Annotated in this window: 32 protein-coding genes and 1 riboswitch; of the genes, 15 read left to right on the forward strand and 17 right to left on the reverse strand. The window is 71.5% G+C overall.

Annotated features, from left to right (window positions below; genetic code table 11):
• Positions 1-19: 19 nt before the first annotated feature.
• Positions 20-268, forward strand: a complete 249-nt coding sequence (locus AB0L37_RS17470; RefSeq protein WP_365505423.1) for a toxin-antitoxin system HicB family antitoxin — start codon at positions 20-22, stop codon at positions 266-268.
• Positions 269-318: 50 nt separating this feature from the next.
• Positions 319-657, forward strand: a complete 339-nt coding sequence (locus AB0L37_RS17475; RefSeq protein ID WP_365505656.1) for a fic family toxin-antitoxin system, toxin component — start codon at positions 319-321, stop codon at positions 655-657.
• A gap of 33 nt (positions 658-690) precedes the next feature.
• Here AB0L37_RS17475 and AB0L37_RS17480 read toward each other — a convergent pair whose 3' ends face one another.
• The 4 genes from AB0L37_RS17480 to bioB form a co-directional block, all read right to left on the reverse strand.
• Positions 691-1,377 (reverse strand): class I SAM-dependent methyltransferase, encoded by a 687-nt coding sequence (locus tag AB0L37_RS17480; RefSeq protein ID WP_365505426.1) that lies wholly within the window; start codon positions 1,375-1,377, stop codon positions 691-693.
• A gap of 117 nt (positions 1,378-1,494) precedes the next feature.
• Positions 1,495-2,226 (reverse strand): dethiobiotin synthase, encoded by a 732-nt coding sequence (gene bioD / locus AB0L37_RS17485; protein ID WP_365505429.1) that lies wholly within the window; start codon positions 2,224-2,226, stop codon positions 1,495-1,497.
• Between the two features lie 5 nt (positions 2,227-2,231).
• Positions 2,232-3,509, reverse strand: a complete 1,278-nt coding sequence (locus tag AB0L37_RS17490; protein WP_365505432.1) for an adenosylmethionine--8-amino-7-oxononanoate transaminase — start codon at positions 3,507-3,509, stop codon at positions 2,232-2,234.
• On the reverse strand, positions 3,502-4,635 hold the full coding sequence (bioB, locus tag AB0L37_RS17495; protein WP_365505435.1) for a biotin synthase BioB: 1,134 nt from the start codon (positions 4,633-4,635) through the stop codon (positions 3,502-3,504). The genes AB0L37_RS17490 and bioB overlap by 8 nt, the downstream gene beginning before the upstream one ends.
• 143 nt (positions 4,636-4,778) lie before the next feature.
• On the opposite strand from bioB, the gene AB0L37_RS17500 reads away from it, so the two are divergent.
• Positions 4,779-5,966 carry an 8-amino-7-oxononanoate synthase gene (locus AB0L37_RS17500; RefSeq protein WP_365505437.1) on the forward strand — a complete coding sequence of 396 codons (1,188 nt, stop codon included), beginning with the start codon at positions 4,779-4,781 and terminating at the stop codon, positions 5,964-5,966.
• On the opposite strand, the gene AB0L37_RS17505 is transcribed toward AB0L37_RS17500, so the two are convergent.
• On the reverse strand, positions 5,950-6,183 hold the full coding sequence (locus tag AB0L37_RS17505) for a DUF397 domain-containing protein (RefSeq protein ID WP_365505439.1): 234 nt from the start codon (positions 6,181-6,183) through the stop codon (positions 5,950-5,952). The genes AB0L37_RS17500 and AB0L37_RS17505 overlap by 17 nt on opposite strands.
• Positions 6,180-7,085, reverse strand: coding sequence for a helix-turn-helix transcriptional regulator (locus AB0L37_RS17510; protein WP_365505442.1), 906 nt, complete (start codon positions 7,083-7,085; stop codon positions 6,180-6,182). The genes AB0L37_RS17505 and AB0L37_RS17510 overlap by 4 nt, the downstream gene beginning before the upstream one ends.
• A gap of 261 nt (positions 7,086-7,346) precedes the next feature.
• Here AB0L37_RS17510 and AB0L37_RS17515 point away from each other — a divergent pair, with 261 nt between their 5' ends.
• Positions 7,347-7,805: an ATP-binding protein gene (locus tag AB0L37_RS17515; protein WP_365505445.1), complete on the forward strand. Its 459-nt coding sequence runs from the start codon at positions 7,347-7,349 to the stop codon at positions 7,803-7,805.
• A gap of 7 nt (positions 7,806-7,812) precedes the next feature.
• On the opposite strand, the gene AB0L37_RS17520 is transcribed toward AB0L37_RS17515, so the two are convergent.
• Positions 7,813-8,733: a LysR family transcriptional regulator gene (locus tag AB0L37_RS17520; protein WP_365505447.1), complete on the reverse strand. Its 921-nt coding sequence runs from the start codon at positions 8,731-8,733 to the stop codon at positions 7,813-7,815.
• A 110-nt stretch (positions 8,734-8,843) separates the two neighbouring features.
• On the opposite strand from AB0L37_RS17520, the gene AB0L37_RS17525 reads away from it, so the two are divergent.
• Positions 8,844-9,479 carry a LysE family translocator gene (locus AB0L37_RS17525; protein ID WP_365505450.1) on the forward strand — a complete coding sequence of 212 codons (636 nt, stop codon included), beginning with the start codon at positions 8,844-8,846 and terminating at the stop codon, positions 9,477-9,479.
• On the opposite strand, the gene AB0L37_RS17530 is transcribed toward AB0L37_RS17525, so the two are convergent.
• The 4 genes from AB0L37_RS17530 to AB0L37_RS17545 form a co-directional block, all read right to left on the reverse strand.
• The gene (locus tag AB0L37_RS17530; RefSeq protein WP_365505452.1) at positions 9,418-9,933 is read right to left on the reverse strand and encodes a DUF6328 family protein; all 516 of its coding nucleotides are present in this window, start codon (positions 9,931-9,933) and stop codon (positions 9,418-9,420) included. The genes AB0L37_RS17525 and AB0L37_RS17530 overlap by 62 nt on opposite strands.
• Before the next feature lie 127 nt (positions 9,934-10,060).
• The gene (locus AB0L37_RS17535) at positions 10,061-10,534 is read right to left on the reverse strand and encodes a C40 family peptidase (RefSeq protein ID WP_365505455.1); all 474 of its coding nucleotides are present in this window, start codon (positions 10,532-10,534) and stop codon (positions 10,061-10,063) included.
• A gap of 3 nt (positions 10,535-10,537) precedes the next feature.
• Positions 10,538-10,750, reverse strand: a riboswitch (cyclic di-AMP (ydaO/yuaA leader).
• Between the two features lie 325 nt (positions 10,751-11,075).
• Positions 11,076-11,384: a hypothetical protein gene (locus AB0L37_RS17540; protein WP_365505659.1), complete on the reverse strand. Its 309-nt coding sequence runs from the start codon at positions 11,382-11,384 to the stop codon at positions 11,076-11,078.
• Positions 11,385-11,391: 7 nt separating this feature from the next.
• Complete coding sequence (locus AB0L37_RS17545; protein ID WP_365505458.1) at positions 11,392-12,027, reverse strand: ATP-dependent Clp protease proteolytic subunit; 636 nt, start codon at positions 12,025-12,027, stop codon at positions 11,392-11,394.
• A gap of 68 nt (positions 12,028-12,095) precedes the next feature.
• Here AB0L37_RS17545 and AB0L37_RS17550 point away from each other — a divergent pair, with 68 nt between their 5' ends.
• A complete protein-coding gene (locus AB0L37_RS17550; protein ID WP_365505461.1) occupies positions 12,096-12,386 on the forward strand; it encodes a type II toxin-antitoxin system Phd/YefM family antitoxin in 291 nt (96 codons plus the stop codon).
• Between the two features lie 73 nt (positions 12,387-12,459).
• On the opposite strand, the gene AB0L37_RS17555 is transcribed toward AB0L37_RS17550, so the two are convergent.
• On the reverse strand, positions 12,460-13,485 hold the full coding sequence (locus tag AB0L37_RS17555) for an ABC transporter permease (RefSeq protein WP_365505463.1): 1,026 nt from the start codon (positions 13,483-13,485) through the stop codon (positions 12,460-12,462).
• A gap of 138 nt (positions 13,486-13,623) precedes the next feature.
• Here AB0L37_RS17555 and AB0L37_RS17560 point away from each other — a divergent pair, with 138 nt between their 5' ends.
• The 8 genes from AB0L37_RS17560 (at position 13,624) to AB0L37_RS17595 (ending at position 20,744) form a co-directional block, all read left to right on the forward strand.
• A complete protein-coding gene (locus AB0L37_RS17560) occupies positions 13,624-14,244 on the forward strand; it encodes a TetR/AcrR family transcriptional regulator (protein WP_365505466.1) in 621 nt (206 codons plus the stop codon).
• 198 nt (positions 14,245-14,442) lie between these two features.
• Positions 14,443-14,745 (forward strand): urease subunit gamma, encoded by a 303-nt coding sequence (locus tag AB0L37_RS17565; RefSeq protein ID WP_365505469.1) that lies wholly within the window; start codon positions 14,443-14,445, stop codon positions 14,743-14,745.
• A 16-nt stretch (positions 14,746-14,761) separates the two neighbouring features.
• Positions 14,762-15,073 carry an urease subunit beta gene (locus AB0L37_RS17570; protein WP_365505472.1) on the forward strand — a complete coding sequence of 104 codons (312 nt, stop codon included), beginning with the start codon at positions 14,762-14,764 and terminating at the stop codon, positions 15,071-15,073.
• Positions 15,066-16,787, forward strand: coding sequence for an urease subunit alpha (locus AB0L37_RS17575; protein WP_365505474.1), 1,722 nt, complete (start codon positions 15,066-15,068; stop codon positions 16,785-16,787). Before AB0L37_RS17570 ends, AB0L37_RS17575 begins: the two co-directional genes overlap by 8 nt.
• 19 nt (positions 16,788-16,806) lie before the next feature.
• The gene (locus AB0L37_RS17580) at positions 16,807-17,481 is read left to right on the forward strand and encodes an urease accessory UreF family protein (RefSeq protein WP_365505477.1); all 675 of its coding nucleotides are present in this window, start codon (positions 16,807-16,809) and stop codon (positions 17,479-17,481) included.
• A 41-nt stretch (positions 17,482-17,522) separates the two neighbouring features.
• The gene (gene ureG, locus AB0L37_RS17585; protein ID WP_365505480.1) at positions 17,523-18,200 is read left to right on the forward strand and encodes an urease accessory protein UreG; all 678 of its coding nucleotides are present in this window, start codon (positions 17,523-17,525) and stop codon (positions 18,198-18,200) included.
• The gene (locus AB0L37_RS17590; protein WP_365505662.1) at positions 18,197-18,976 is read left to right on the forward strand and encodes an urease accessory protein UreD; all 780 of its coding nucleotides are present in this window, start codon (positions 18,197-18,199) and stop codon (positions 18,974-18,976) included. Before ureG ends, AB0L37_RS17590 begins: the two co-directional genes overlap by 4 nt.
• A gap of 190 nt (positions 18,977-19,166) precedes the next feature.
• Entirely contained in the window at positions 19,167-20,744 is a 1,578-nt protein-coding gene (locus tag AB0L37_RS17595; RefSeq protein ID WP_365505483.1) for an alpha/beta hydrolase, read from the forward strand.
• A 45-nt stretch (positions 20,745-20,789) separates the two neighbouring features.
• On the opposite strand, the gene AB0L37_RS17600 is transcribed toward AB0L37_RS17595, so the two are convergent.
• Entirely contained in the window at positions 20,790-21,833 is a 1,044-nt protein-coding gene (locus tag AB0L37_RS17600; RefSeq protein WP_365505485.1) for an NAD(P)-dependent oxidoreductase, read from the reverse strand.
• A gap of 61 nt (positions 21,834-21,894) precedes the next feature.
• Entirely contained in the window at positions 21,895-22,611 is a 717-nt protein-coding gene (locus tag AB0L37_RS17605) for a lysophospholipid acyltransferase family protein (RefSeq protein ID WP_365505488.1), read from the reverse strand.
• A 185-nt stretch (positions 22,612-22,796) separates the two neighbouring features.
• Between AB0L37_RS17605 and AB0L37_RS17610 the strand changes: the two genes are divergently transcribed.
• Positions 22,797-23,189 (forward strand): SSI family serine proteinase inhibitor, encoded by a 393-nt coding sequence (locus tag AB0L37_RS17610; RefSeq protein ID WP_365505490.1) that lies wholly within the window; start codon positions 22,797-22,799, stop codon positions 23,187-23,189.
• 18 nt (positions 23,190-23,207) lie between these two features.
• Here the strand turns inward: AB0L37_RS17610 and AB0L37_RS17615 are convergent, their stop codons facing one another.
• The 3 genes from AB0L37_RS17615 to AB0L37_RS17625 all read right to left on the reverse strand — a co-directional run bounded on the left by AB0L37_RS17615 (position 23,208) and on the right by AB0L37_RS17625 (position 25,547).
• The gene (locus tag AB0L37_RS17615) at positions 23,208-23,366 is read right to left on the reverse strand and encodes a hypothetical protein (RefSeq protein WP_324768595.1); all 159 of its coding nucleotides are present in this window, start codon (positions 23,364-23,366) and stop codon (positions 23,208-23,210) included.
• Positions 23,367-23,466: 100 nt separating this feature from the next.
• Entirely contained in the window at positions 23,467-24,420 is a 954-nt protein-coding gene (locus AB0L37_RS17620; RefSeq protein WP_365505492.1) for a cytochrome c oxidase assembly protein, read from the reverse strand.
• A gap of 101 nt (positions 24,421-24,521) precedes the next feature.
• Positions 24,522-25,547, reverse strand: a complete 1,026-nt coding sequence (locus AB0L37_RS17625) for a 6-phosphofructokinase (RefSeq protein ID WP_365505495.1) — start codon at positions 25,545-25,547, stop codon at positions 24,522-24,524.
• Positions 25,548-25,588: the final 41 nt, after the last annotated feature.

Here is a 25,588-nt window from a genome sequence, read left to right on the forward strand (position 1 = left end):
GGGCGCTAGCGTGGAGGGCATGGCGAAGACGCAGCTGAACGTGCGAGTGGACGAGGCCACCGCCCGCGCCGCGAAGGAGCGCGCGCTCGCCCGCGGGGTGAGTGTGAACCGGTACATCGAGGAGCTGGTGCGGCGGGACGCCGGTGAGCTGGGCCGGACGTTCGTCGACGCCGCGGCCGACTTCATGAAGCGGTACGAGAGCGTCTTCGCCGAGGAGTTCGGCGCGGACCAGGAGCAGGGACCGGGAAGGCCGGCGGCGCCCCGTTGAGCGACGCACCGCGGCCACCGCATCTGCGTATCGATCTCGCGTGGCTCCTCATGGTCGCCGAACAGAAGACCCCCGGGGACCCGCAGGTCACCGACTGGGGCGCGCTCGCCGCCGCCGTGGCCCGCCACGACGCCCGGATATTCGACATCCCGGTCTACGACAGCGCGCACTCCCGGGCCGCGTCGCTGCTCCAACTCCTCATCCACGTACCGGCGTTGGAGCGCTCGAACGCGATGTTCGCCTCTGCCGTCGCCTACGCCTACCTCGTCGCCAGCGGCCAGAAGGTCGTCATCGCGCCCGAGCAGGTCCGCGAGCTGGCCCGGCTGGTCAAGGACGGCTCGGTGAGCATCCACGACATCGAGAAGGAACTCCGCACATGGAGCCTGTGAGCCCCAGTCGTGCGCACGGCGGACCCGCGCGCGTCACTCGTCGCTGAGTTCGGGGCGCCGCGCCGTACCGAGCACGCAGTACGACGTCGGGACGCGCGGCCCGTGCTCCGGTACCAACAGGCTCCGGTACGCGCCGAGTTCGAACCCCGCCTCGCGCAGCGCGCCCAGGGTGTCGTTCCCGGTGCGGCAGCCGCCGAACAGCAACGGCCACACCGTCGCGTCGACCGCCGACTGCACCGCGCGCATGCCGCGCCCCGGCGCCCGCCCGTGCTCGAAGAACCGCACCTCACCGCCGGGCCGCACCACCCTGCGCACCTCGGCGAGGGCCCGCGGCACATCGCGCACACTGCACAGCACGATGCTCAGGACCACGGCGTCGTACCCCTCGCTCTTCACCGGCAGCGCCTCCGCCGTACCCGGCGCCACATCGACCGGCACATCCGCGCGCTGGGCCGCCTCGACCGCCAACTGCCGCAGCTCGCGCTCGGGTTCGATCGCGACGACCTCGGAGACGGAGCGCGGGTAGTACCCGAAGTTCAGCCCGTTGCCCGCCCCGACCTCCAGGACGCGCCCGGTGAGCCCGGCGAGCAGCTCGGTACGGATGGGGCCCATCACGCGCTCTGCCTTCAGGCTCGTCCGGGCGTAGAACCGGGCGAACAGGGGATGGTGCACGGCGTCACGCGCCGCTTTCCTGCCGGGGGTCGGGATGCGGGCCGCCATGGGACCCTCCTTCGTACGACGTCAGGTCACGGGGATGTATGCCGATTCTTCCCCGTGCGGCCCGCCCCGGACCGGAAGCGGCACCCCTGTTTCCCGGCGCCGCTTCCCTCACCGCGCTCAGCGGTACTCGGGAGGCCGCGTCCGTCGCGCGAACTCCGCCGCGTCCCATCCGCCACCGAGCTCCGGGCCGACCCAACTCCCGGCCCCCGCACGGAAGTCAGCCGCCTCCAGGCCGCCCGCCCCGGCCGGTACGGCACCGAGGAGCCCGGCGCCCGCGACGCCCGGCAGATCCCCGACGTTGCACCGTTCCGCGAGACCCGGCTCGGCCGGCCAACTGCCGATCACGACCCCGGCCTGCTCCAGGCCCCGCGCCCGCAGCGCTTCGGCCGTCAGCTGCACGGCGTTCAGCGTGCCGAGCCCGGCCTGTGCCACCACCACGACCGGCGCCCCGAGCAGCCGCGCCGCGTCCGCGAGCGTCGACCCCCGCTCGTCGAAGTGCACGAGCAGACCGCCAGCGCCCTCCACGAGCACCAGATCGTGCGAGGCGGCCAACTTCTGCGCCGCCTCCGCCACGTGAGCGGGCCGTACGGGATCGAGGCCGGCCCGCGCGGCAGCCGTCCCGGGCGCCAGCGGTTCCGGGAAACGCGCCAGCTCGACCGGTGTCACCGCGTCCCCCGCGAGCCGCACCACCTCGTCGACGTCCCCGGGCTCGCCCGGTGCGACCCCGGTCTGCGCGGGCTTGAGCACCGCCACGGAACGCCCGGCCCGCACGGCGACCGCGGCCAGCGCCGCCGTCGTCACCGTCTTGCCGATCTCGGTCCCGGTCCCCGTGACCACCAGTACCGTCATCCCGCTCAGCCCTCCCGCGCGGCCGCGCACACCGCGCGCCCGATCCGTGCCAGATCCTCGTCGCCGGTGATGTACGGCGGCATGGTGTAGACGAGATCGCGGAACGGGCGCAGCCACACGCCCTCCGCGACCGCCGCCCGGGTCGCCGCCGCCATGTCGATGTCGTGGTCGAGCTGCACGACCCCGATCGCGCCGAGGACCCGTACATCCCGAACCCCCGGCAGATCCACGGCCGGTGACAGGGCGTCACGAAGTCCGGACTCGATCCGCTTGACCTCCGCCTGCCAGTCCTGGCCGAGCAGCAGGTCGATCGAGGCGCAGGCCACGGCGGCGGCCAGCGGATTGCCCATGAAGGTGGGCCCGTGCGCGAGCACCGGGACCTCGCCCCGCGAGATCCCGTCCGCGACCCGCGGCGTGCACAACGTCGCCGCCATCGTCAGATAGCCGCCCGTCAGCGCCTTGCCGACGCACATCACGTCCGGCGTCACCGCCGCGTGCTCCGCCGCGAACAGCGCGCCCGTGCGCCCGAACCCGGTGGCGATCTCGTCGAACACGAGCAGCACGTCGTGCGCGTCGCACGCCTCGCGCAGCACCCTCAGATACGCGGGGGAGTGGAACCGCATCCCGCCCGCGCCCTGCACCACCGGCTCCACGATCACCGCGGCCACCTCGTGCGCGTGCCGCTCGATCGTGTCCCGCAGATGCTCCGCGTACGACTCCTCGTACTCGGTCGGCGGCGCGTCGGCGAACACCTGCTCGGCGAGGACGCCCGCCCACAGCCCGTGCATCCCGCCCTCCGGGTCGCACACGGACATCGGCTGCCAGGTGTCGCCGTGGTAGCCGCCGCGCCAGGTCAGCATCCGGCGCTTCTCGGGCCGGCCGAGCGAGCGCCAGTACTGCAGGCACATCTTCAGGGCGACCTCGACCGACACCGAGCCCGAGTCGGCCAGGAAGACGTGCTCAAGACCCTCCGGCGACATGTCGACAAGGCGCTCGGCGAGCCGGACGGCGGGCTCGTGCGTGAGCCCGCCGAACATGACATGGCTCATCCGGTCGAGCTGACCGCGCGCCGCGTCGTTGAGCACCGGGTGGTTGTAGCCGTGGATCGCCGACCACCACGACGACATGCCGTCCACGAGATCGCCGTGCCCGGCGACCCGCAGCCGGACCCCGGCCGCCGACTCGACGACCAGGGGCTGCTGCCGGCCCGGCATGGGCCCGTACGGATGCCAGACGTGGCGCCGGTCGAGGTCGAGCAGGGCAGCGGTGTCGAGCTCAGGCATTGGGGGCGAGATCCGTCCCCGCGCCCCGGCGGCGGACGGCGACGAGATCGGTCCGCGCCTCGCCCGGAGCCTGGGGCTCCGCCGCGGCGGCCTCGGAACCGCACACCGAGCCGCAGCCGCCGGCCCGGTGCTCGGGCAGCGTCACCTGGTCGGCGCCCTCCACCTCGAACCCGGCGTCCGCGATCATGTCGAGGTCCGCCTTGCCGGCCTGGCCCTCACTGGTCAGGTAGTCGCCGAGGAAGATCGAGTTGGCGATGTGCAGCGCCAGCGGCTGCATCGAGCGCAGATGCACCTCGCGGCCGCCCGCGATCCGCACCTCGACGTCCGGGCAGACGAAGCGGACCATGGCCAGAATCCGCAGGCACCGCTGCGGCGTCAGGTTCCACTCCTTGGCCAGGGGTGTCCCCTCGAAGGGGATGAGGAAGTTGACCGGAACCGAGTCCGGATCGAGCTCACGCAGGCCGAACACGACGTCGACCAGGTCCGCGTCGCTCTCGCCCATGCCCGCGATCAGCCCGGAACACGCCGACAGACCGGCCGCGTGCGCCTTTTGCACGGTGTCGACACGATCCGCGTACGTGTGCGTCGTGGTGATGTCGCCGTACGTCGCCTCGGACGTGTTCAGGTTGTGGTTGTACGCGTCCGCACCCGCCCCGCGCAGCCGCTCCGCCTGGCCGTCGGAGAGCAGGCCCAGACAGGCGCAGACCTCGACGTCCTCGTTCTGCGACTTGATCGCGTCGATCGTCTGCGCGACCCGGTCGACGTCCTTGTCCGTCGGCCCGCGCCCGCTCGCCACCAGACAGACGCGCTTGGCGCCGCCCGCGACACCGGCGGCCGCCGCCTTGGAGGCTTCGTCCGGCTTCAGCCACGTGTACTTGAGGATCTCCGCCTTCGACCCCAGGCGCTGGGAACAGTACGAGCAGTCCTCCGGGCACAGGCCCGACTTCAGGTTCACCAGGTAGTTCAGCTTCACCCGGCGCCCGAACCACTGGCGGCGCACCTTGCCGGCCGCGGCCACCACGTCGAGCAGTTCGTCGTCGGTCGTCGCCAGCACGGCGAGCGCCTCTTCACGGCTCGGCAACGCGCGCCGAAGCCCCTTGTCCACCAGCGTGTTCAGCAGGTCCATGGAGCCTGATCCTTGCCTATGAGGACGCTCCGGCGAAAGGAGACTTTGCACAAAGGACAAGGTTCGATGTGTGGGTATCGCCACACCCTGGCCTTGTGGCGGGACGGTTAGGGTCTGTGCGTTACCTACAAAACGGGGACCCGATGACAGCACCGTCCGCACCGACCACACCGCCCGCAGCACCGTTCGGCTGGATCGAGGAGCAGCGCCGCGGCCGTGCGGCCGCCGGCCTCACCCGCGTCCTGCGGCCGCGCCCCGCGCACTCCCCGCTGCTCGACCTCTCGGGCAACGACTACCTGGGCCTGTCCCGGCACCCGGAGGTCGTCGAGGGCGCCGCCGAGGCCGCCCGGCAGTGGGGCGGCGGTGCCACCGGTTCGCGCCTGGTCAGCGGAACCACCGAGCTGCACACCCGACTGGAACGTGAACTGGCCGAGTTCTGCGGGTTCGAGGCCGCGCTCGTCCTGTCGTCCGGTTACGCGGCCAACCTCGCGGCCGTGACCGCGCTCGCCCCGCACGGTTCACTGATCGTCTCGGACGCGGGCAACCACGCGTCCCTGATCGACGGGTGCCGGCTGGCCCGCGGCGCCACCCAGGTCGTGCCGCACGCCGATCCCGAGGCCGTCCGCAAGGCCCTGGGAACACATGACGGCCCTGCCGTCGTCGTCTCGGACACGGTCTTCTCCGTCGACGGAGACCGGGCACCGCTCGGTGAACTGGCCGCCGTCTGCCGGGAGTTCGCCGCGGGACTCATCCTCGACGACGCGCACGGGCTCGGCCTGCTCGGCGACGGCGGCCGCGGCGCCCCGCACGAGGCGGGCCTCGCGGGCGCGGGCGACACCGTCGTCACCGTCACCCTCTCCAAGTCCCTGGGCAGCCAGGGCGGAGCTGTGCTCGGACCGGCCCATGTCATCGAGCATCTCGTCAACGCCGCGCGTACGTTCATCTTCGACACCGGCCTCGCGCCGGCCGCGACCGGCGCCGCGCTCGCCGCCCTGCGACTGCTGCGCAGGGAGCCGGAGCGCGCGGCGCGCGGCCGTCACGTGGCACTGTCGCTGCACCAACTCCTCACCGGGGCAGGGTTTTCCGCCGTACGGCCGGACGCCGCCGTCGTCTCCGTGCTCGCGCCCTCGCCCGAGGATGCGGTGCGCTGGGCCGCGGACTGCCGCGCGGAGGGACTCGCGGTGGGCTGCTTCCGCCCGCCGTCCGTGCCCGACGGCATCTCACGGCTGCGGCTGACCGCCCGCGCCGACCTCACCGACGGTCAGGTCGCCGAGGCCGTACGGGTGATCAGCCGTACTGCTCCCAAGGGAGCTGTCAACGCAGGGAGTTGACGAACCCCGTCCAGGCGGACGGGGCGAACAGCAGGGCGGGACCCGCCGTGCGCTTGGAGTCGCGCACGGCGAGCAGGCCGGTCAGGGGCCCCGAGGTCTGGGGGGCTGTCTCTACGCAGTTGTTGGCGCCGGTGCTGCGGCTGCTTCGCCGCCACCGCGCGCCGTGGAGCGTCGTGCTGGAAGGTACGGACGAAACGTGCCGAGGCAGTGCGGTCATGGTGCCTCCTTACGCAGTGCCGTGGCACGACGGGGCGTCGGCGACCTCGTCTGCCCGGCGAGCTGTGCGATGAATTCCAACGAGTCCTCGGGCGAAAGGGCGTGGAGCACAAGAGCGTCGAAGGCGTCCGTGTACGCCTTGAGGTCTTCTTTCCGCTCGAGGTAGAGGCTACTCGTCAAATGGTCGAGAACAACCACATCCAGATCAGTTGTGTTCGGAAATGAGAACACAACGAAAGGGCCTGTGATGCCGATGTGGCTGCCTCCGGAGAACGGCAGCACCTGAATTCGGACATTCGGCATATGCGCTGCTGCCATTAAGTGCGTCAATTGCCGGGCGAGAATGCCGTTCCCGCCCACCTCGCGCCGGAGCACCGCCTCATCGAGCACCGCGTTCATCTGCAACGGCGGCTGCCCGCGCAGCACGTCCTGCCGCGCGAGCCGCACCTCCACCAGGGCGTCGATGTTCCGCTCCGGCATCCCCACCAGCACCGAACGCGTCACGGCACGTGCGTACTCGGGCGTCTGCAACAGCCCCGGCACCACGCTCGTCTCCAGCGTCCGGATGCGGCAGGCCTGCGACTCCAGACTGATGAAGTCGCTGTAGGAGGGCGGCAGCAGCCCCCGATAGGCGTGCCACCAATGGCGCCCGCCCGTGTCCTCCGCGCCGGCCAGCGCGACGATCAGCTCCCGCAGCCGGGGGTCCTGCGCGTCGAACGCGTCGAGCAGCAGCAGGACATCGGAGGGCTTCACGCCGCTGCGCCCCGTCTCGATCCGGCTGACCTTGGACTGGTGCCAGCCGACGAGGCGCGCGGCCTCGCCGCTCGTGAGCCCGGCCCGGACGCGCAACGCGCGCAGTTCCGCACCGAGTTTGCGGCGGCGTACCGCGGGACCGTACTTCATAGGGACTCCTCGGCTCCTGCGGCCTGGGTCTTGGGCGGCTCCTGAGCAGACGGTAGAGGAACGGGCGTGCGCGCGCCCAAATACGGTCTGCCGTCGCAGAGTTCACCGCTTCGAGCGACAGATATATGCATATCTTGAGGGATCGCCACCCTTGGGGGACATCGAAGTGGCACTCTGGCGCGAAGCAGCAGTCGGGGGCCGAGCGAGAGCGATCCGCCGCGGGCGGAGAAGCGGCCCCGGCGGGAAAGGGACGATGTCGCCATGGCAGACCACCAGGAAGCATCCGTCACGCTGCCGAGCGATCCCGCCTCGGTGTCCGCCGCCCGCCGGTACGTGAGCAACGTACTGGCGGAGTGGGGGATGCCAGGAGACACCGAAGCGGCCGACACCGTCCGCCTGATCGTCTCCGAACTCGCGACGAACGCGGTGCAGCACACCCTCGGCCAGTCACCCACGTTCACCGTGGACATCGAACTCGAACGCGACGAGCAGTTGCGCATCGGCGTCACCGACAGCCACCCCCGCTACCCCAAGCGTCTCCCGGCCGCCGTCCAGCAGGACAACGGCCGGGGGATGGTCATCATCCGCTGCCTCACCGCGGAGTGCGGCGGCAGACTCTCGGTCAGCCCCACCGCCGAGGGCGGCAAGACCGTATGGATCGCGCTGCCCTGGATCCACTCGGTCAACGGCTCCAACGACCGCCCCACACAGCCCTGTTGACGATCCGTCACACAACCGTACGGCCGAAGGCGCCGCGCAGCAGGGCCCGGAAGCCGTCCACCGCCGGGTTCGTCTCGTCCGCCCGGTGCACCATCGAGATCGTCCGCCGCAGATCCCCCGGTTCCAGACGCCGGGTGCCGACCGGGGTCGCCGACATCCGCGCCACCATCTCCGGCACCACCGCCACCCCGAGGCCCGCGCTCACCAGCGCGCACACGAGGACATAGCTCGGCGTCGCCACCAGGACCGACGGAGTCGCCCCGGCCCGCGCCAGCGCCGACTCGACCCCCTGACGCGGCGGATGCGTCGGCGCCATGCTGATCAGCGGCTGCCCGGCCAGCTCCCCGAGCGGCAGCCGCGCCGCCCCCGCGGTCCCCGCCGTCAGCGCATGCCCCGGAGCGGTCACGAGCACCAGCTCCTCCACGAGGACGGGCTCCTGGACCACCGACGCGGGCACCGCGGCCGCGGTCGCGGGCTCGTACGCGTGGGTCAGGGCCACATCCACCTCGCCGGCGGCCACCGCGGCGATCCCGAGCGGCGGCTCGTAGCCGGCGACCGTGAGCTCCACCTCCGGATGCGCCCGGCGGAACGCGGTGAGCGCGGGCGGCAGCAGATGCATCCCCGCCGTCGTGAACGTGCCGAGCCGCAGCCGCCCGCCCGAGAGTCCGGCCAGCTGCGCCAGTTCGTGCCGCGCCCGCTCCATCTCGTCGAGCACCCGGCGGGCCGTCGTCACCAGGACCTCGCCCGCGCCGGTCAGCCGTGCGCCCCGGTGGTGGCGTACGAGGAGCGCCGTCCCGGCCTCCCGCTCCAGCTTCGCGAGCTGCTGGGAGAGCGCGGGCACCGTGTATCCGAGGCGCCGCGCGGCCCGCGTGATCGAACCGGCCTCCGCCACCGCCACCAGGGCGGCGAGCCGCGTCGGGTCGTACATACGCGGTCTCCAAAGGGGTGGCGCGGGCGGCAGGGGTAAAGCATCGCTTTAGGCAGACCCAGAATATTGCACATACCTGCTGAAGGCCGGACTCGGGCAGGCTGGCCGCCATGGACGCTCAACTGATCGCCTTCACCGGCGTGGCCGCGGGCATGGTCGCCCTGCCCGGCGCCGACTTCACCGTCGTCGTACGCAACTCGCTGGTCTCCCGCCGCGCCGGCGTGGCCTGCGCCCTCGGTGTCGCGGGCGGTCTGCTCGTCCACACGACGCTCGCCGTGGCCGGCGTCGCCGCGGTCCTGACCGCCGTACCCGCCCTCTTCCGGGCCCTCCAACTCGCCGGTGGTGCCTATGTGTTGTACCTCGGCGTCCGGACGCTCCAGTCCGCGTGGCGCCCGCTCGCCGAGCGCGCCGCCGCCGATGCCGGTCCGCAGGGGCGGGGGCCCACGGGTGGTGCGCTGCGCCAGGGATTCCTGACCAACACGCTCAATCCGAAGGCGCCGATCACGTTCCTGAGCGTGCTGCCGCAGTTCGTGCCGCAGGGGAGTCCTGCGCTGCCGCGCACGGCCGTCCTGTCGGCGATCGTCGTGGTGCTCGCGCTGCTCTGGTTCCCCGCGGTCGCGCTGCTGGTGGACCGGCTCGGCCGGTGGCTGCGCAGGCCGCGCACCGCCCGCGCGGTGGAAGCCGTCACGGGGAGCGCTCTGGTCCTCCTGGCCCTCGTCCTTCTTCTCGAGCCTCTGCTCGGGTGAGGGTGCGGCGCAGCGCCCAGGGCAGCGCTCCCCACAGTCCCGCGCAGACCAGGAGGGTGCCGGCCCCCGCCGCGACACCGGCGCCGCGATCGAGGGTCACGTCGACGACCAGCAGCACGGACCCGGACAGGGCGAGCACGAGAACGACCATCCCGAAGGCCGCGAGCCGCGACGAGACCTGCACGATCTGCGGCTTGGCCCCCATCTGGAACAGCACCCGGTGCACCGCGGCGGGCGCGGTCAGCAGGGCCGCGGCCACGACCGCGAGGAGCAGCGTCGTCACGTACGTGGCGCGCTGCACGGAGTCCAGGTCCGGAAAGCGCGGCGTGAAGGCGAGCGTCAGCAGGAAGGCGAAGAGGAACTGCACGCCGGTCTGGACGACACGCAGCTCCTGGAGCAGCTCACCGAAGTTGCGGTCGGCACGCTCCAACGGGGTCTCGTTGCGCTCGCTCATATCGGCATGAGTAACCAATAGTGATGATTTCAATCGAAAGCGATCTCGGCCGGTCTTCAGCGGCCACAGGGGGCGGGCCTGGCGCCCGGCCCGCCTCACCTGCGGCGCTGCGGTCCGGCGAGGGGCGTCAGCGCACCCGGCCGTACCAGACGCTCTTCGTCCAGATCTTCTGCAGTCTCACCACGTCCCCGGTCTTCGGGGAGTGCCAGATCCGTCCCTTGCCGGCGTAGATGCCGACGTGGTAAACGCTCCGTCCCGAGTGGAAGAAGACCAGGTCACCGCGGGTGCGGGAGGCCGCACGGATATGACGCGTCTTGTTGTACTGCTGGGCTGCGGTACGGGGCAGCTTCTTGCCCGCCCGCTTGAACGAGTAGAGCGTCAGGCCGGAGCAGTCGAACCGGTGCGGGCCCGCGGCGCCCCACTTGTAGGGCGCTCCCTTCTTGGAAGCCGCGACCTGGAGAGCTTTGGTCGAGGCCGCCGCAGCCGATGCCTCCGGCGCGGCGCCGGGGACCATGAGTCCCGCTCCCGCCACGGCGAGGGTGAGGACCGAGGCGGTACCGGCCCTGGTCAGCAGCGACGGGACACGATCGAGCGCAGTCATGCGCAACCCTTCGTCAGCCGCCTGCGAAGGATGACCTGTCGGGTTCGGGCTGGCGAAGATGCCCGGCCGCGTGATGCGGCTTCACCCCAAGGGCCCCTCGGTCACGCCTCGGACGAGGTGTGCCGGTGACCCGTCGTGATTGGGTCCTCCACTCCTGCCGATCCACTTCTGTCGACCTGACATCCGTGCGGCGGCAGGACTCGGCGTCCGCACGGACCGCCCCGCCGCGGCGGCGGGGGCTTGTCGTCGGAAGGGATCTTCACGCACTCGTGTCCCGAAAACCGAGCTGAACCGGCGGTAAGTGAGGCTCCTCACGCTTGGCCCGTTCAGGTGGACGGTGCGGCTTTCGGGCCCCGGGCGCGACGCCCGACCATGCTCGTACCAGCGGCGGAACGGTGAATTCCGGTGCCCGCGTACAGCCGTGACGCAACTCCGAAGGGCTTTTTGACGGACGAACGTCTACGCCATTCGGGGGTACACCATCCGGGCCGTTTCACCCCGGACCCAGACGGGTCGGACGGGCGAGGGATGCTCGGCGACCTCAACTGACAGTTTCTGGCGGCAAGGTGACCCTCTGTGTTCGCCTCTCCCCGTCCAAGACGCGAAGAGCCCGTGTCAGGGTTGCGGCATGCACCTCGCTCTCTCCGCGCTGGTGCATCAGCGTCAGGGCGTCCCGCAGCGCCGTCGCGCGGCTGACGAGCGCCTGGGCCGCGCGCAGCCCCCGGTAGGTGTCCTCGCCCCGCGCCGGATTGATCCGGGCCAGCAGATCGACCACGGCCAGATAGTTGTCCACCAGCTCGCACTCGGCGCGGGTCAGCGCGGGCAGCGGCGGCAGTTCGGGCGGGTACATCGACACGTCACCTCGGATCCTGGGTGCCGAGCGACGTCTTGCGGCTCGCCAGGACGTGGTCCACGAGGCCGAACTCCCGGCTCTGTTCAGCGGTCAGCACGGTGTCGCGTTCGATGTCCGCGCTGATCTGCGCCTTGGTCCGGCCCGAGTGCAGCGCCAGCAGATCCTCCAACTGGTCGCGCATCCGCGCCATTTCGCGCGCGTAGATCTCCAGGTCGGTGGGCTGGCCCTGGGCCGGCTCGGGCAGTGCGGGCTGGTCCAGGACCACGCGCGAGCCCGGCAGCATCATCCGCTTGCCCGGCGTCCCGGCCGCGAGCAGCACCGCGGCGACCGACGCGGCCTGCCCCAGGCACGTCGTCTCCACCTCGCAACTGACGTACCGCATCGTGTCGTAGACGGCCGTCATCGCGCTGAACGAGCCGCCGGGGGAGTTGATGTACAGCGAGATCGGCTGGTCGGGCGCCGTGTACTCGAGGTGCATGAACTGGGCCATCACGTCGTTCGCCGACGTGTCGTCGATGGGGGTCCCGAGAAAGACGATGCGCTCCTCCAGCAGCTTCGAGTAGGGGTCGAGCGTGCGCTGCCCCGACGTGGTGCGTTCCGTGAACTCGGGCAGGACGTAGCGGCCGGACGGGCGGTTCATGGCTCCTCCTCGGGTGATGCAGTCTCCGTAAAAAATGTACAGGACGTACATGACGTACGATGGTGAGCATGGCCTACGAGATTCCGGTGACGCAAGCCAGGGCTGAGCTCGCCGACCTGATCAACCGCGTGGTGTACGGCGGCGAGCGCGTCGTCGTCACCCGCCACGGCAAGCCGCTCGTCGGCCTTGTCTCGGCCGCTGACCTGGAGCGACTCGACGCGCTCGGGGAGCAGGCCGACGCCCCTGCGGACGCCCCCGTGATCAGCTCCGTCACCTCCGTCGGCCCCCTGCGATCCGCTCCCGGCGAACGCCAGAGGTTCGGCATCGCCGCCGAACACCGCGGCCCCGAGGTGCGCTGACCCGGCCACGCGAAAGGCCGCGCACCCCCGTCCGCTACAGCGGGGGTGCACGGCCGGTCCGTGGTGCGCGCGCTCAGCTCACGGGCTGTGGCGTGCGCGTCGGGGCCGGTGCCGGTGCGGGGTCCGTCGCGCGGCGGGCCCGAAGGCCGCCGGCCAGGACGGCGAGGAGGCCGAGCACCGCCCACGCGGCGAGCGTCAGCGCCGGTCGCACGGCCTGCGCCCCGTCGAAGTAGGCGACCGAGCGCAGCAGGGAACCCCCGGCGCCCGGCGGCAGCAACTGGCCGATGACGCCCACCGGTTCGGGCAGCAGCTGCGGCGCCGACGCCACCCCGGAGAACGGGTTGCCGAGCAGCACCACGACCAGTGCGGCCACGCCGATGCCCGCAGGGCCTGCGAGTGCCGCGAGCCCGGCGACCGTCGCACCCACCGCCAGTGTCGACAGGCCCAACACCCCTGCTTCCGCCCACCAGTTGCCCGTCAGCACGCCGAGCCAGCTGTCGGCGAGAGCCGTCGCCGCGAGACCCACGACGGCCGAGGCGGCCAGCAGGGCGAGGGCCGCCCCGGTGCCGCGCAGCCGCGTCAGTGTGACGATCGAGCCGCCCGCCACCCCGGCGATCGCCAGCGGCAGCACGCTCGAACTCAGCGCGGCCCCCCGCGGATCCGCCGCCGGGGCCGGCACCACGTCGACCGTCGGCACTTTCACGCCCGCCGGCGCCTGCGCCGCGACGGCCTGTTGCAGCAGCTGCGCCACCACGGGACCCGCCGCCGACGCGGTCAGCAGCTTCGGCCCGTCGGGCCCCGCCACCACCGCTCCGTATACGGTCCGGTCCTCGATCGCGGCGCGGGCGGCGGCCTCGTCGGCGTACCGATGCACCTCGAACGCACCGTCCCGCGCGCTGAGTCGACGCTCCACCGGACCCGCGGCGGCCGCCGGACCCGCGACGCCGAGTGGTAGATCGCGGGGCGCCGTGCGGGCGGTCGGCCAGGCGAACGCCCAGAGGGCGAGCGCGGCGAGCAGGGGGACGACGAGGGCGACGGCGAGCAGCTTTGCGCCGTGACGGGGTGCGGTGAGGGGCGGGGTGGCGGACGGGGCGGACATCGGGTCCTCCAGGTGTTCTGCGTCCGGCGAGATGGCTCGCGGATCAAAAAGAAGGATCGTTCGTTTTACGAGATGCCGACACTGTCCCGCCGACGCGGCGCCTTGTCAAGAATGAATGTTCGTTTTACTTTGAAGGGCATGGCCCGCGTATCCCAAGAACACCTCGACGCCCGTCGCCGCCAGATCCTGGACGGCGCCGCGCTCTGCTTCGCCCGCAACGGCTTCCACGCCACGTCGATGCAGGACGTGCTGAAGGAGGTGGACCTCTCCGCGGGCGCGGTCTACCGGTACTTCCGCGGCAAGGACGAGCTGATCCAGGCGATCGTCACCGAGGTGCTCGACGACGTCAGGGCCGCCTTCGAGGCGGCAGGCAAGGAGGCGCCGCTGCCGCCCCCGTATGAACTCGTGGGCATGGTGGTGCGGCGGATGTTCGCCGGACGGCCCGGGCTCCAGGTCGACGGCGAGTCCTACTTCCCGCGCCTGATGGTGCAGGTCTGGACGGAGACGCTGCGCAACGAAGGGCTGTCCGTCGTGCTCAGGGAGGGGTACGCGAAGGTGCGCGGCGTCTGGGTGGGGATCGTCCAGGAGTACCAGGCGGCCGGGGCGATGCGGGCCGATGTGGATCCCGAGGACGTCGCCCGGACGATGATCGCGGCCGTGCAGGGGTTCGCGGCCCAGCAGGCTCTCTTCGGTGAGCTCCCCGTGGAGAACCTCCAGAGCGGGCTGCGCGGCCTGATGAGTATGGGGGAGGTCAGCTGACGGCAAGGAGGCGGTCAAGCGACGGTTAACCTCGTTGAAACTCCGCCCAACTAGCCTGCGCTGCACGTCACCAGGGGTTTTCGTAGCCGGGGTGCGCAAGATCGCATGCGTTCCTTGTGTGTTACATCTATACCCGTCGCGGTGGCCGCGGCAGTCGGGCCCCGCACGGCCCGGAGCGAAGGACTGTGAGGTGGGACCGTGCAGCTGACCCCGCACGAGCAGGAGAGACTGCTCATCCATGTGGCCGCCGACGTGGCCGAGAAGCGTCGGGCCAGGGGTCTGAAGCTCAATCACCCCGAGGCGATCGCGCTGATCACCTCGCACGTCCTCGAAGGTGCCCGCGACGGCCGCACCGTCGCCGAACTCATGTCCTCCGGGCGGAAGTTGCTCACCCGCGACGACGTCATGGAAGGCATCCCCGAGATGATCCACGACGTCCAGGTCGAAGCCACCTTCCCGGACGGCACCAAGCTCGTCACCGTCCACGAGCCGATCGTCTGACGGGGGAGCGGCAGCCATGATTCCCGGAGAGATCCTCTTCGCCGAGGGCCCGGTCAGCTACAACGAGGGCCGTGAGGTCACCGCCCTGACCGTGCTCAACGCCGCCGACCGCCCCATCCAGGTCGGATCCCACTACCACTTCGCCGAGGCCAACCCCGGCCTCGACTTCGACCGCGCCGCCGCTCGCGGCCTGCGGCTCAACATCGCCGCCGGCACGGCCGTCCGCTTCGAGCCCGGCATCCCCGTCGACGTCGAACTCGTTCCCCTCGCAGGAGCCCGGATCGTCCCCGGCCTGCGCGGCGAGACCGGAGGTGCCCTCGATGCCTGAGCTGTCCCGCCCCGCCTACGCCGATCTGTTCGGCCCCACCACCGGTGACCGCGTCCGCCTCGCCGACACCGACCTGTTCGTCGAGATCGAGGAGGACCGCTCCGGCGGGCCCGGCCTCTCCGGCGACGAGTCCGTCTTCGGCGGCGGCAAGGTCATCCGCGAGTCGATGGGCCAGTCGCGCGCCACCCGCGCCGAGGGCACCCCGGACACCGTCATCACCGGCGCCCTGATCATCGATCACTGGGGCGTCGTCAAGGCCGACATCGGCATACGCGACGGCCGGATCACCGCCGTCGGCAAGTCCGGCAACCCGGACACCATGGACGGCGTGCACCCCGACCTCGTGATCGGCCCCGAGACCGAGATCCTCGCGGGCAACGGGAAGATCGTCACCGCCGGCGGCATCGACACCCACATCCACTTCATCTCGCCGACCATCGTCGACGAGGCCCTCGCCTCGGGCGTCACGACGCTCGTCGGCGGCGGCACCGGCCCGGCCGAAGGCTCCAAGGCCACCACCATCACCCCCGGCTCCTGGCACCTTGCCCGGATGTTCGAGGCGATGGAGAACAGCCCGGTCAACATCGGATTCCTCGGCAAGGGCAACACCATGTCGAAGGCGTCCATGCGCGACCAGCTGCGCGCCGGCGTCTGCGGCTTCAAGATCCACGAGGACTGGGGGGCGACCCCGGCCGTCATCTCCGCCTGCCTCGACGTGTGCGAGGAGTCGGGCGCCCAACTCGCCGTGCACTCCGACACGTTGAACGAAGCCGGATTCGTCCAGGACACCTTCGACGCCGTCGGCGGGCGCACCCTGCACGCCTTCCACGTCGAGGGCGCGGGCGGCGGCCACGCACCCGACATGATCACGGCCGTGCAGCTGCCGAACATGCTGCCGTCGTCCACCAACCCGACCCGGCCGCACACCGTCAACACCGTCGAGGAGCACCTCGACATGCTGATGGTCTGTCACCACTTGAACCCCGCGGTCCCCGAGGACCTCGCGTTCGCCGAGTCCCGCATCCGGCCCACCACCATCGCGGCCGAGGACATCCTGCACGACATGGGCGCCATCTCGATCATGTCGTCCGACTCGCAGGCCATGGGCCGCATCGGCGAGGTCATCATGCGGACCTGGCAGACCGCGCACGTGATGAAGCGCCGCCGCGGCTTCCTGCCCGGAGACACCCGCGCCGACAACGCCCGCGCCCGCCGCTACGTCGCCAAGTACACGATCAACGCGGCGATCGCCCAGGGCATCGAGCACGAGGTCGGCTCGGTCGAGACCGGCAAGCTGGCCGACCTGGTCCTGTGGGACCCGAAGTTCTTCGGCGTGAAGCCGCAGGTCGTCCTCAAGGGCGGGCAGATCGCCTACGCGCAGATGGGCGACGCCAACGCCTCCATCCCCACCCCGCAGCCGGTCATGCCGCGCCCGATGTTCGGCGCGTACGGGAAGGCGCCCGCCGCCAACTCGTTCAACTTCGTGACGGAGACGGCGATCGAGGACGGCCTGGTGGAGCGGCTCGGCCTCGCGCGTTCCTTCGTGCCGATCCGCTCCACGCGGGGCCGGGGCAAGGCCGACATGGTCAACAACGACACCCTGCCGCGCGTCGAGGTCGCCCCCGACTCGTTCGCCGTGACCATCGACGGCGAACTCGTCGAACCCGCCCCCGCCGCCGAACTGCCGCTCGCCCAGCGGTACTTCCTCTTCTGAGCGGCTGCGTGCGTACGTCATGACCCGCGCAGCCCTGCTCGTCCTGGCCGACGGCCGCTTCCCCGCCGGAGGGCACGCCCACTCCGGCGGGGCCGAGGCCGCCGTCAAGGCGGGACGCATCACCGGCGCGGCGAGCCTGGAGGAGTTCTGCCGCGGCCGCCTGCACACCAGCGGAGCCGTCTCCGCCGCCCTCGCCGCCGCGGCCGCCCTCGGCGTCGACCCCGTCGCGCTGGATGCGGCCGCCGACGCCCGCACCCCCTCCGCGGCGCTGCGGGTCGCCGCCCGCAAGCTCGGCCGGCAGCTGATGCGCGCCGCCCGCGCCACCTGGCCGCACCCCGAACTCGACGCCCTGGCCCGGCAGTTCCCCAAGGGGGCGCACCAGCCGGTCGTGCTCGGCCTCGCCGCCCGCGCGGCCGGGCTCGGGCCCGAGGACGCCGCGTACTGCTCGGCGTACGAGGGCATCAGCGGGCCCGCGACGGCCGTCGTACGCCTGCTGAGCCTCGACCCGTTCGACGCGACCGGTGCCTTGGCGCGGCTCGCGCCCGAGGTCGACCGGGTCGTCGCCGACGCCGTGGACGCGGCGGGACGGGCGCTCGACGACGGGGTGGACGCGTTGCCCGCCGGGTCCGCGCCGCTCCTGGAGATCGGCGCGGAGGCGCATGCCGCGTGGCCCGTGCGGCTGTTCGCTTCGTAGCGCCGCGCCCCACCCACCTTTGAGACTGGAGCCGTAGAACCATGCACCTCGACCACTCCCACGACGAGGCGTCCGCCGTCTCCGCCGACGCCCACCGCCCCGACGGCGCACGCCGCGCCCTGCGCATCGGGCTCGGCGGTCCTGTCGGGTCCGGCAAGACCGCGACCGTCGCCGCGCTGTGCCGCGCCCTGCGCGACGAGCTGTCCCTGGCCGTCGTCACCAACGACATCTACACGCGCGAGGACGCCGAGTTCCTGCTGCGCGAGGCCGTCCTGCCGCCCGAGCGGATCACCGCCGTGGAGACCGGTGCGTGCCCGCACACCGCGATCCGCGACGACATCTCCGCCAACCTCGAAGCCGTGGAGGACCTGGAGGACGCCGTGGGCCCGCTGGACCTGATCCTCGTCGAGTCCGGCGGCGACAACCTCACCGCCACCTTCTCCAAGGGCCTCGTCGACGCCCAGGTCTTCGTCATCGACGTCGCGGGCGGCGACGACATCCCGCGCAAGGGCGGTCCCGGCGTCACCACCGCCGACCTGCTCGTCATCAACAAGACCGACCTGGCCCCGTACGTCGGCTCCGACCTGGCCCGGATGGCGGCCGACGCCAAGGACGCGCGGGCCGAACTCCCGGTCGTCCTCCAGTCGTTGCGCTCCGGGACGGGCGTCGCCGACGTCGCCGCGTGGGTGCGGCAGCAGCTTGCCGCGTGGACCGTATGAGCGTCGGGGGAGCGCGGGCCGGTGTGCGCTCCACCGCCCGCGTCGCGGCGCGCGGCGACGGACGCGGCGGCACGGCGCTCCCGGTCCTTGAGAGCGAGGGCTCGCTCGCGCTGCGCCGCACCCGGGCCGCCACCGCCCCCGAGGCCCGTGTCCTGCTCGTCGGCGCGATGAGCGGCCCGCTCGGCGGCGACCACTTCACTGTGGAGGCCGACGTCGACCCGGGCGCCCATCTGCACCTGGGCTCCGTCGCGGCGACCCTCGCACTGCCCGGCCAGGCCGAGGGCGAGGCGCGCTACGACGTACGGATCCGCGTCGCCGAGGGCGCCCGCCTGGACTGGCTGCCCGAGCAGCTGATCTCCGCGGGCGGCAGCGACCTGCGGGTCACGACCCGCGCCGAAGTCGCACCCGGCGCCCGCCTCGTGCTGCGCGAGGAGCAGGTGCTCGGCCGCGTCGGCGAACAGCCGGGCCGGCTCACGAGCCGCCTGACCGTGTACCTCGACGGGCGTCCGCTGCTCGACCAGGAGCTGGCGTGCGGCCCCGGCGCGCCCGGCGGCTGGGACGGCCCCGCCGTCCTGGCCGGGCACCGTGCGCTGGGTCAACTCGTCGTCGTACGTCCGGAGTTCGAGACGGACAGACCGTCCGCGGCCGTCCTCGACGAGGCCGGTACCGCCGCGCTGACCCCGCTCGCCGGACCGGCCGTGCTGGTCACCGCGGTCGCGCCCGACGCGCTGCGGCTGCGCCGCACACTGGACGCGGCGCTGCGCCAACTGGTCTGAACCGCTCACCGGGACGAGTTATACCGTTTATCGGATTGGTAAAGAACGTCTGTCATCTCTGTTGTCAGGGACCCCGCACACGACAGGATCCGCGTATCCGATCGTTCACGCGATCGGCTTAACGCTCGAACCGACGTGCGGGAGGCCTCACTTGAGACGGACTCGACAGACGAGTCGCGGCAGCCGGAAGGTGGTGATCGGTTCCGCGGGCGCGTTCGCCGCGGCGGCGCTGATAACGGGAGCGGTCGTCGCCCCCGCCGCCAACGCCGATTCGCAGAAGAACGGCAGCAGCACCCAGAACCGTGAGGCGCAGGGTGCCGCCATCGCCGCGGCCAAGGCCGCCAAGGCCGGCATCGACTGGGCGGACTGCCCCGCTGACTGGGGCATCGCCAAGCCCATCCAGTGCGGTTACGTCACCGTGCCGCTCGATTACGCGAAGCCGTACGGCAAGCAGATCAAGCTCGCCGTCGACCGCATCGCCAGCACCGGCACCAAGGACGAGCGCCAGGGCGCGCTCGTCTACAACCCGGGCGGCCCCGGCGGGTCCGGCATGCGCTTCCCGACGCGCGTGACCAACAAGAACCCGCTGTGGACGAAGACCTCGAAGGCCTACGACTTCGTCGGCTTCGACCCCCGCGGCGTCGGCCACTCCACGCCGATCTCCTGCATCGACCCGCAGGAGTACGTCAAGGCGCCCAAGGCCGACCCGGTCCCGGACACCGAGGCGGACAAGCTTGCCCAGCGCAAGCTCGCCAAGGAGTACGCGGACGGCTGTTACGAGCGCAGCGGCGAGATGCTGCCGCACATGACGACGCCGAACACCGCGCGCGACCTCGATGTCATCCGGGCCGCGCTCGGCGAGAAGAAGCTCAACTACCTGGGCGTCTCCTACGGCACCTACCTGGGCGCCGTCTACGGCACGCTCTTCCCGGGCCACGTCCGCCGCATGATCGTGGACAGTGTCGTCAACCCGGCCAAGGACAACATCTGGTACCAGGCCAACCTGAACCAGGACATCGCGTTCGAGGGCCGCTGGAAGGACTGGCAGGACTGGGTCGCCAAGAACGACGCCACCTTCCACCTCGGCGACACGCGCGCCAAGGTGCAGGAGCAGTGGCTGACCCTGCGCGCCGCCGCGAAGAAGAGCCCCATCGGCGGGGTCGTCGGCCCGGCCGAGCTCATCGGGTTCTTCCAGAGCGCGCCGTACTACGACTCGTCGTGGGTGCCGGTCGCCAAGGTGTGGAGCGCCTACGTCGCCGGTGACACGCAGGCGCTGGTCGACGCGGCCGCCCCCGACATGTCGGACACCGCGGGCAACGCCTCGTCGGAGAACGGCAACGCGGTCTACACCGCCGTCGAGTGCGCCGACGCCAAGTGGCCGACCAGCTGGTCCAAGTGGGACAAGGACAACACCGCGCTCCACAAGGACTACCCGTTCATGACGTGGGCCAACGCGTGGATGAACCTGCCCTGCGCCACGTGGAAGACCAAGCAGCAGACCCCGCTCGACGTGAAGACGGGCAAGGGCCTGCCGTCCGTCCTCATCGTGCAGTCCGAGCGCGACGCCGCCACCCCGTACGAGGGCGCCGTCGAGCTGCACAAGCGCTTCAAGGGCTCCCGCCTGATCACCGAGAAGGACGCGGGCTCGCACGGTGTCACCGGTCTGACCAACCCCTGCATCAACGACCGGGTCGACACGTACCTGCTCACCGGCGCGACCGACAGCAAGGACGTGACGTGCGCACCGCACGCCACGCCCAAGCCGTAAGTCCTGCCGTGAGGTGAGCGTGAGCCGGGCCCCTGGGGGCCCGGCTCACTGCTGTGCGGCCAGCCAGGCGTCCTCGGCCGCGTAGTCGAACAGGCCGGTCGTGTAGTTCGCCACCATGGTCGGGAAGCCCTCGGTCCAGTCCTGCTCCCGCAGCCGCTCGGTCAGCCAGCTCACCGTCTCCGGCAGGGCGTCCGCGTACGTGGTCAGCGGCCGGTAGCCCACCTCACGCTCGGCCGCGGACATGTCGAACACGAACGGGTGCGGCAGCGACCACGGGGTGTCCCCGACCGTCTCGGCCGGCGGCGGCCCGTCGACCAGCACCGTCTGCGTCTCGACCCCCATCAGCCCGTCGACCATCGCGCCGATCTCGGCGACCGTGGGGCAGTCGGGGTCCGCCGCGTTCAGCACCCGCGAGCCGGGCCGCGCCGCCGAGAGGCGCACCAGCTCCGCCAGGTTCCGCACGCTCACCGGGTGGAACCGGCTCTCGCCCTTGTACGCGAGAACGCGCCGACGCCGGCCGTCCAGGTTCCGCTTCACGAAGTACAGCTCCCGCGGCGTGCGGCAGTGCCGGCCGTGGACGGCGGCGGCGCGCAGCAGCGTCGTCGGCAGCTTCTCGCCGAGCGCCAGCAGATCCCGCTCCAACCGGACCTTCCGGGTCCCGTACGTGCTGTCGCCCGGCGCGACCGTCGGGTCGCTCTCCCGCACCGGCCCCGCGTAGCGCGGCCAGCCGTCCGGCTCGCCCTGCGTGTCGAAGCTGCGGCCGCGCTCGTCCTCGTAGATCGCGCCGCTGGAGATCACGACGGCGGAGCCGACGCGTCCGGCGAGGTCCGCGAGCTGCTGCCCGTGCCGCCGCTGGAACGCCACCATGTCCACGACGAGGTCGACGCCGTCGCCGACCAGTGCGCCGAGCGCCGCGCCGGCGTCCTCCGCGTCCCGGTCGAGGCGTGCCGTGCGTACCTCGTCCGGCCAGGCCTCGTCCCGGGTGCCGCGCCGCGAGACCGCGGTCACCGCCCAGCCGTCCTCCGCGAGCGCCCGTACCGCGGGCCGCCCGATCTGTCCTGCCGCGCCTATCACCAATGCCGTCTTCATGCCCGGACGGTATGTCGATCATGGACGGCGGCACAGCGTTTTCTGCTCTGCGCAGAGGACGTCAGCTGAGCGGCAGCCGCGGGAACTTCCGGGCCCTGGCCTCCTCGGCCTCCGCCTTGACCAGCGCCGCGTACTTGTCGACGTACTCCTGACCGGACAGTTCGAGAATCGCGTACATGATCTCGTCCGTGACGGCTCGCAGGATGGCCTTCTCGCCGTCCATCCCCGCGTACCGCGAGAAGTCCAGCGGGCGGCCGAAGCGGATCGTCACGCGCCGCATGTGGGGGATCTTCTGGCCCGGCGGCTGCGCCTCGAACGTGCCGATCATCGCGCACGGGATCACCGGCACCTGCGCCTTCAGGGCCATGGCGGCGACGCCGACCTTGCCCTTGTACAGGCGGCCGTCGTGCGAGCGCGTGCCCTCCGGGTAGATGCCGAGCAGCTCCCCGCGGCGCAGCACCCCGAGCCCCTCCCGGATCGCCGCCTGCCCCGCCTCCTTGCCCGAGCGGTCGACGGGGATCTGACCGGCGCTGCGGAAGAACGCCGCGGTCAGCCGGCCCTTGACGCCGGGCCCGGTGAAGTACTCCGCCTTCGCCAGGAACGTGATGCGGCGCTTGATGATCGCGGGCATCAGGAAATGGTCGGAGAACGACAGATGGTTGCCCGCGACGATCGCGGCCCCCGTGTCGGGGATGTGCTCCAGACCCTCGATCCTGGGCCGGAACATCAGCCGCAGCAGCGGCCCGAGAATCACGTACTTGAGCAGTCGGTAGAACATTCCGGTCGCCTTCCCCCGCGCGCCGTACGTGGACCAGGTGCGTGCGCACAGTAGTCAATCGTCGGCGCGGACGCGAGAGCCCGATCGGGCCCTGTCCGGAGCCCGCGCGGCGCGTCCGCTTGGCAGCGGCGGCGACGGGCGGTGGCCTGTTGCATCCCCGACGTCCAGCACCGGAGGCCCACGCCATGCGTTCCCTGCCCCTCGCCGCAGCCGCGCTCCTGTCCCTCGCCGTCGCCGTCGCCGCTCCCGCCCACGCGGCGAGCGACCCGACGCCGCAGCGCGGCCTGCTCCTCACGGTCTCCGGCGACGAGAACACCTGGATCCGGGGCGTGCTGCTGCGCTGCGCGCCCGAGCCGTCGGGGCACCACCCGTACGCCGGCGCGGCCTGCGCCGAGCTGGACGCGGCGGGCGGCGACCTCGACGCGCTGGAGGGCACCGACCGGGTGTGCACCAAGGAGTTCGCCCCCGTCACGGTGGGCGCCACCTGCACGCACCGCGGAAAGGTGATCGCCTGGCACAAGACGTACGCCAACGCCTGCACGATGGACGCCGCGACGGGCCACGTCTTCCGCTTCTGATCCCGCGGGGCCCTCGGCTCAGGCGCTCCTGGACGCCACCATCGCCACGGTGATCAGGCCGAGCACGACCCAGCCGAACCACAGCCAGCCGTTGCTGCCGAGCGCCACCGTGTACGCGGTCACGGCCACCAGACCGCCGACGGTGAACACACCCATCGTCTTCGTGGATCCGGGCATCACGCACCCTCCTCCCGGCAGCCAGGACGGCGTACGTGCGGTGTGCGGCGCCCGAAGCCGCGGCCAGAAGGCCATAGTCACCCGTGAGGGGGCGGTGGCGCTACTGCCCGCGCGCGTTCAGGGAGGCCAGATACGCGTTGTACGCGGCCAGCTCCTGGTCGCCGTCCCGGTCCGCCGCGCGGTCCTTGCGCCGTGCCTGCCGGTCGTCCGACTTCTTCCACTGGAACAGCAGCGCGAGCAGCACCAGGACCGACGGGACCTCGCTGAACGCCCAGGCGATACCGCCGGCGGCCGTCTGGTCGGCGAGCGGATCGATGCCCAGGGAGGCCGGCGGATTGTCGAACGTACCGACCATGGTGGTGCTCGCCATCATCAGCGCGATGCCGAAGAACGCGTGGAACGGCATGCCCGCGAACAGCTCCAGCATCCGCATCACATAGCCGGGGCGGTGCGGCCCCGGGTCGACACCCATGATCGGCCAGAAGAACACCAGGCCCACGGCGAGGAAGTGCAGCATCATCGCGAGATGCCCGACCTTCGACCCCATCAGGAAGTCGAACAACGGCGTGAAATAGAGCGCATACAGGCTGGCGATGAACAGCGGGATCGTGAACGCGGGGTGCGTGATGATCCGCATGTAGCGGCTGTGCAGCAGCATCAGAAGCAGCTCGCGCGGCCCCTTGTTGCCGCGCTTGGCCGCCACCGGCAGCGCCCGCAGCGCGAGCGTGATCGGCGCGCCCATGAGCAGCAGGATCGGCGACAGCATGCTGATGACCATGTGCTGCACCATGTGCACGCTGAACATGACCATCCCGTAGTCGTTCAGCTTGGTGCACATCACGAGACCGATGGTCAGCACGCCCACGACGAAGAAGACGGTCCGCGAGACGGGCCAGGAGTCACCGCGCCGGGCGAGCCGCACGACACCCCAGCCGTACAGGGCGAGCGCGAGGAGGCAGCCCACGAGGAAGAAGGGGTCGGCCGACCATTCCAGGCCCCGCCCCAGCGTGAACGGCGGCAGATCCATGTTCATGCCGTGCCCGCTGTGATCCATCCGACGGCTCCTGTTGCTCGTTTCGTACGGATTGTGCGCCACCAGAGTAGAACTGCCCCCGGCCGCAGCTGCGGCCGGGGGCAGTTCTCAGCAAAAGGCTGTTAAAGCACGCACTCGGCTTCCGCGTACCGCTCCTCGGGCACGGTCTTCAGCGTTCGCACGGCCTCCGCGAGCGACACCATCACGATGTCGGTGCCGCGCAGGGCGGTCATCTTGCCGAACTCGCCGCGGTGCACCGCCTCGACGGCGTGCCAGCCGAACCGCGTCGCGAGCACCCGGTCGTACGCGGTGGGGGTGCCGCCGCGCTGGACGTGCCCGAGGATCACCGGACGCGCCTCCTTGCCGAGGCGCTGCTCCAGCTCGATGGAGAGCTGACGGGCGATCCCGGCGAAGCGCTCGTGGCCGTACATGTCCTTGACGCCCTCGTCGAACGCCATCGATCCGGCGCGGGGCTTGGCGCCCTCCGCGGCGACGACGATGGCGAACTTCTTGCCGGCCTCGAACCGCTCGCCGACCTTCGCGGCCAGCTCCTCGATGTCGAACGGCCGCTCCGGCACGACGATGGCGTGCGCGCCGGCGGCCATGCCCGAGTGCAGCGCGATCCAGCCGGTGTGCCGGCCCATGACCTCGACGATCAGCACGCGCTGATGCGACTCGGCGGTGGTCTTCAGCCGGTCGAGGGCCTCGGTCGCCACGCCCACGGCGGTGTCGAAGCCGAACGTCACGTCCGTGACGGCGATGTCGTTGTCGATCGTCTTCGGGACGCCGACGATGGGCAGTCCGCCGTCGGACAGCAGCCGGGCCGCCTTGAGCGTGCCCTCGCCGCCGATCGGGATGATCGCGTCAAGACCGAGATCGGCGACGTGCCCCTTGGCCCGCTCGACGCCGTCGCGCAGATGCGCGGGCTGTACGCGGGAGGAGCCGAGGATGGTGCCGCCGCGGGCGAGGATGCCGCCCACCGCGTCCAGGTCCAGCTTGCGGTAGTCGCATTCGAGCAGGCCCTTCCACCCGTCGTGGAAGCCGATGACCTCGTCGCCGTGGTCGACGACGGCACGGTGCACGACCGAGCGGATCACCGCGTTGAGGCCGGGACAGTCGCCGCCTGAGGTGAGGACACCAATACGCATAAGCCCGGAATACCTTTGCAAACGTGGGCCGATGACCGGAC

The sequence above is a fragment of the Streptomyces sp. NPDC052225 genome (genome assembly GCF_040679615.1).
Lineage (GTDB): Bacteria > Actinomycetota > Actinomycetes > Streptomycetales > Streptomycetaceae > Streptomyces.

What these genes read in the sequence shown, in the direction of transcription:
- AB0L37_RS17555 (WP_365505463.1), bottom strand. Translation starts at nt 13,485, where the DNA reads ATGTCCGCCCCGTCCGCCACCCCGCCCCTCACCGCACCCCGTCACGGC.
- bioD (WP_365505429.1), bottom strand. Translation starts at nt 2,226, where the DNA reads ATGACGGTACTGGTGGTCACGGGGACCGGGACCGAGATCGGCAAGACG.
- AB0L37_RS17625 (WP_365505495.1), bottom strand. Translation starts at nt 25,547, where the DNA reads ATGCGTATTGGTGTCCTCACCTCAGGCGGCGACTGTCCCGGCCTCAAC.
- AB0L37_RS17545 (WP_365505458.1), bottom strand. Translation starts at nt 12,027, where the DNA reads ATGAACCGCCCGTCCGGCCGCTACGTCCTGCCCGAGTTCACGGAACGC.
- AB0L37_RS17580 (WP_365505477.1), top strand. Translation starts at nt 16,807, where the DNA reads ATGACCCGCGCAGCCCTGCTCGTCCTGGCCGACGGCCGCTTCCCCGCC.
- AB0L37_RS17535 (WP_365505455.1), bottom strand. Translation starts at nt 10,534, where the DNA reads ATGACTGCGCTCGATCGTGTCCCGTCGCTGCTGACCAGGGCCGGTACC.
- bioB (WP_365505435.1), bottom strand. Translation starts at nt 4,635, where the DNA reads ATGGACCTGCTGAACACGCTGGTGGACAAGGGGCTTCGGCGCGCGTTG.
- AB0L37_RS17570 (WP_365505472.1), top strand. Translation starts at nt 14,762, where the DNA reads ATGATTCCCGGAGAGATCCTCTTCGCCGAGGGCCCGGTCAGCTACAAC.
- AB0L37_RS17520 (WP_365505447.1), bottom strand. Translation starts at nt 8,733, where the DNA reads ATGTACGACCCGACGCGGCTCGCCGCCCTGGTGGCGGTGGCGGAGGCC.
- AB0L37_RS17490 (WP_365505432.1), bottom strand. Translation starts at nt 3,509, where the DNA reads ATGCCTGAGCTCGACACCGCTGCCCTGCTCGACCTCGACCGGCGCCAC.
- AB0L37_RS17475 (WP_365505656.1), top strand. Translation starts at nt 319, where the DNA reads ATGGTCGCCGAACAGAAGACCCCCGGGGACCCGCAGGTCACCGACTGG.
- AB0L37_RS17610 (WP_365505490.1), top strand. Translation starts at nt 22,797, where the DNA reads ATGCGTTCCCTGCCCCTCGCCGCAGCCGCGCTCCTGTCCCTCGCCGTC.
- AB0L37_RS17550 (WP_365505461.1), top strand. Translation starts at nt 12,096, where the DNA reads ATGGCCTACGAGATTCCGGTGACGCAAGCCAGGGCTGAGCTCGCCGAC.
- AB0L37_RS17480 (WP_365505426.1), bottom strand. Translation starts at nt 1,377, where the DNA reads ATGGCGGCCCGCATCCCGACCCCCGGCAGGAAAGCGGCGCGTGACGCC.
- AB0L37_RS17620 (WP_365505492.1), bottom strand. Translation starts at nt 24,420, where the DNA reads ATGGATCACAGCGGGCACGGCATGAACATGGATCTGCCGCCGTTCACG.
- AB0L37_RS17560 (WP_365505466.1), top strand. Translation starts at nt 13,624, where the DNA reads ATGGCCCGCGTATCCCAAGAACACCTCGACGCCCGTCGCCGCCAGATC.
- AB0L37_RS17540 (WP_365505659.1), bottom strand. Translation starts at nt 11,384, where the DNA reads ATGTACCCGCCCGAACTGCCGCCGCTGCCCGCGCTGACCCGCGCCGAG.
- AB0L37_RS17605 (WP_365505488.1), bottom strand. Translation starts at nt 22,611, where the DNA reads ATGTTCTACCGACTGCTCAAGTACGTGATTCTCGGGCCGCTGCTGCGG.
- ureG (WP_365505480.1), top strand. Translation starts at nt 17,523, where the DNA reads ATGCACCTCGACCACTCCCACGACGAGGCGTCCGCCGTCTCCGCCGAC.
- AB0L37_RS17575 (WP_365505474.1), top strand. Translation starts at nt 15,066, where the DNA reads ATGCCTGAGCTGTCCCGCCCCGCCTACGCCGATCTGTTCGGCCCCACC.
- AB0L37_RS17530 (WP_365505452.1), bottom strand. Translation starts at nt 9,933, where the DNA reads ATGAGCGAGCGCAACGAGACCCCGTTGGAGCGTGCCGACCGCAACTTC.
- AB0L37_RS17470 (WP_365505423.1), top strand. Translation starts at nt 20, where the DNA reads ATGGCGAAGACGCAGCTGAACGTGCGAGTGGACGAGGCCACCGCCCGC.
- AB0L37_RS17615 (WP_324768595.1), bottom strand. Translation starts at nt 23,366, where the DNA reads ATGCCCGGATCCACGAAGACGATGGGTGTGTTCACCGTCGGCGGTCTG.
- AB0L37_RS17590 (WP_365505662.1), top strand. Translation starts at nt 18,197, where the DNA reads ATGAGCGTCGGGGGAGCGCGGGCCGGTGTGCGCTCCACCGCCCGCGTC.
- AB0L37_RS17510 (WP_365505442.1), bottom strand. Translation starts at nt 7,085, where the DNA reads ATGAAGTACGGTCCCGCGGTACGCCGCCGCAAACTCGGTGCGGAACTG.
- AB0L37_RS17600 (WP_365505485.1), bottom strand. Translation starts at nt 21,833, where the DNA reads ATGAAGACGGCATTGGTGATAGGCGCGGCAGGACAGATCGGGCGGCCC.
- AB0L37_RS17525 (WP_365505450.1), top strand. Translation starts at nt 8,844, where the DNA reads ATGGACGCTCAACTGATCGCCTTCACCGGCGTGGCCGCGGGCATGGTC.
- AB0L37_RS17500 (WP_365505437.1), top strand. Translation starts at nt 4,779, where the DNA reads ATGACAGCACCGTCCGCACCGACCACACCGCCCGCAGCACCGTTCGGC.
- AB0L37_RS17505 (WP_365505439.1), bottom strand. Translation starts at nt 6,183, where the DNA reads ATGACCGCACTGCCTCGGCACGTTTCGTCCGTACCTTCCAGCACGACG.
- AB0L37_RS17515 (WP_365505445.1), top strand. Translation starts at nt 7,347, where the DNA reads ATGGCAGACCACCAGGAAGCATCCGTCACGCTGCCGAGCGATCCCGCC.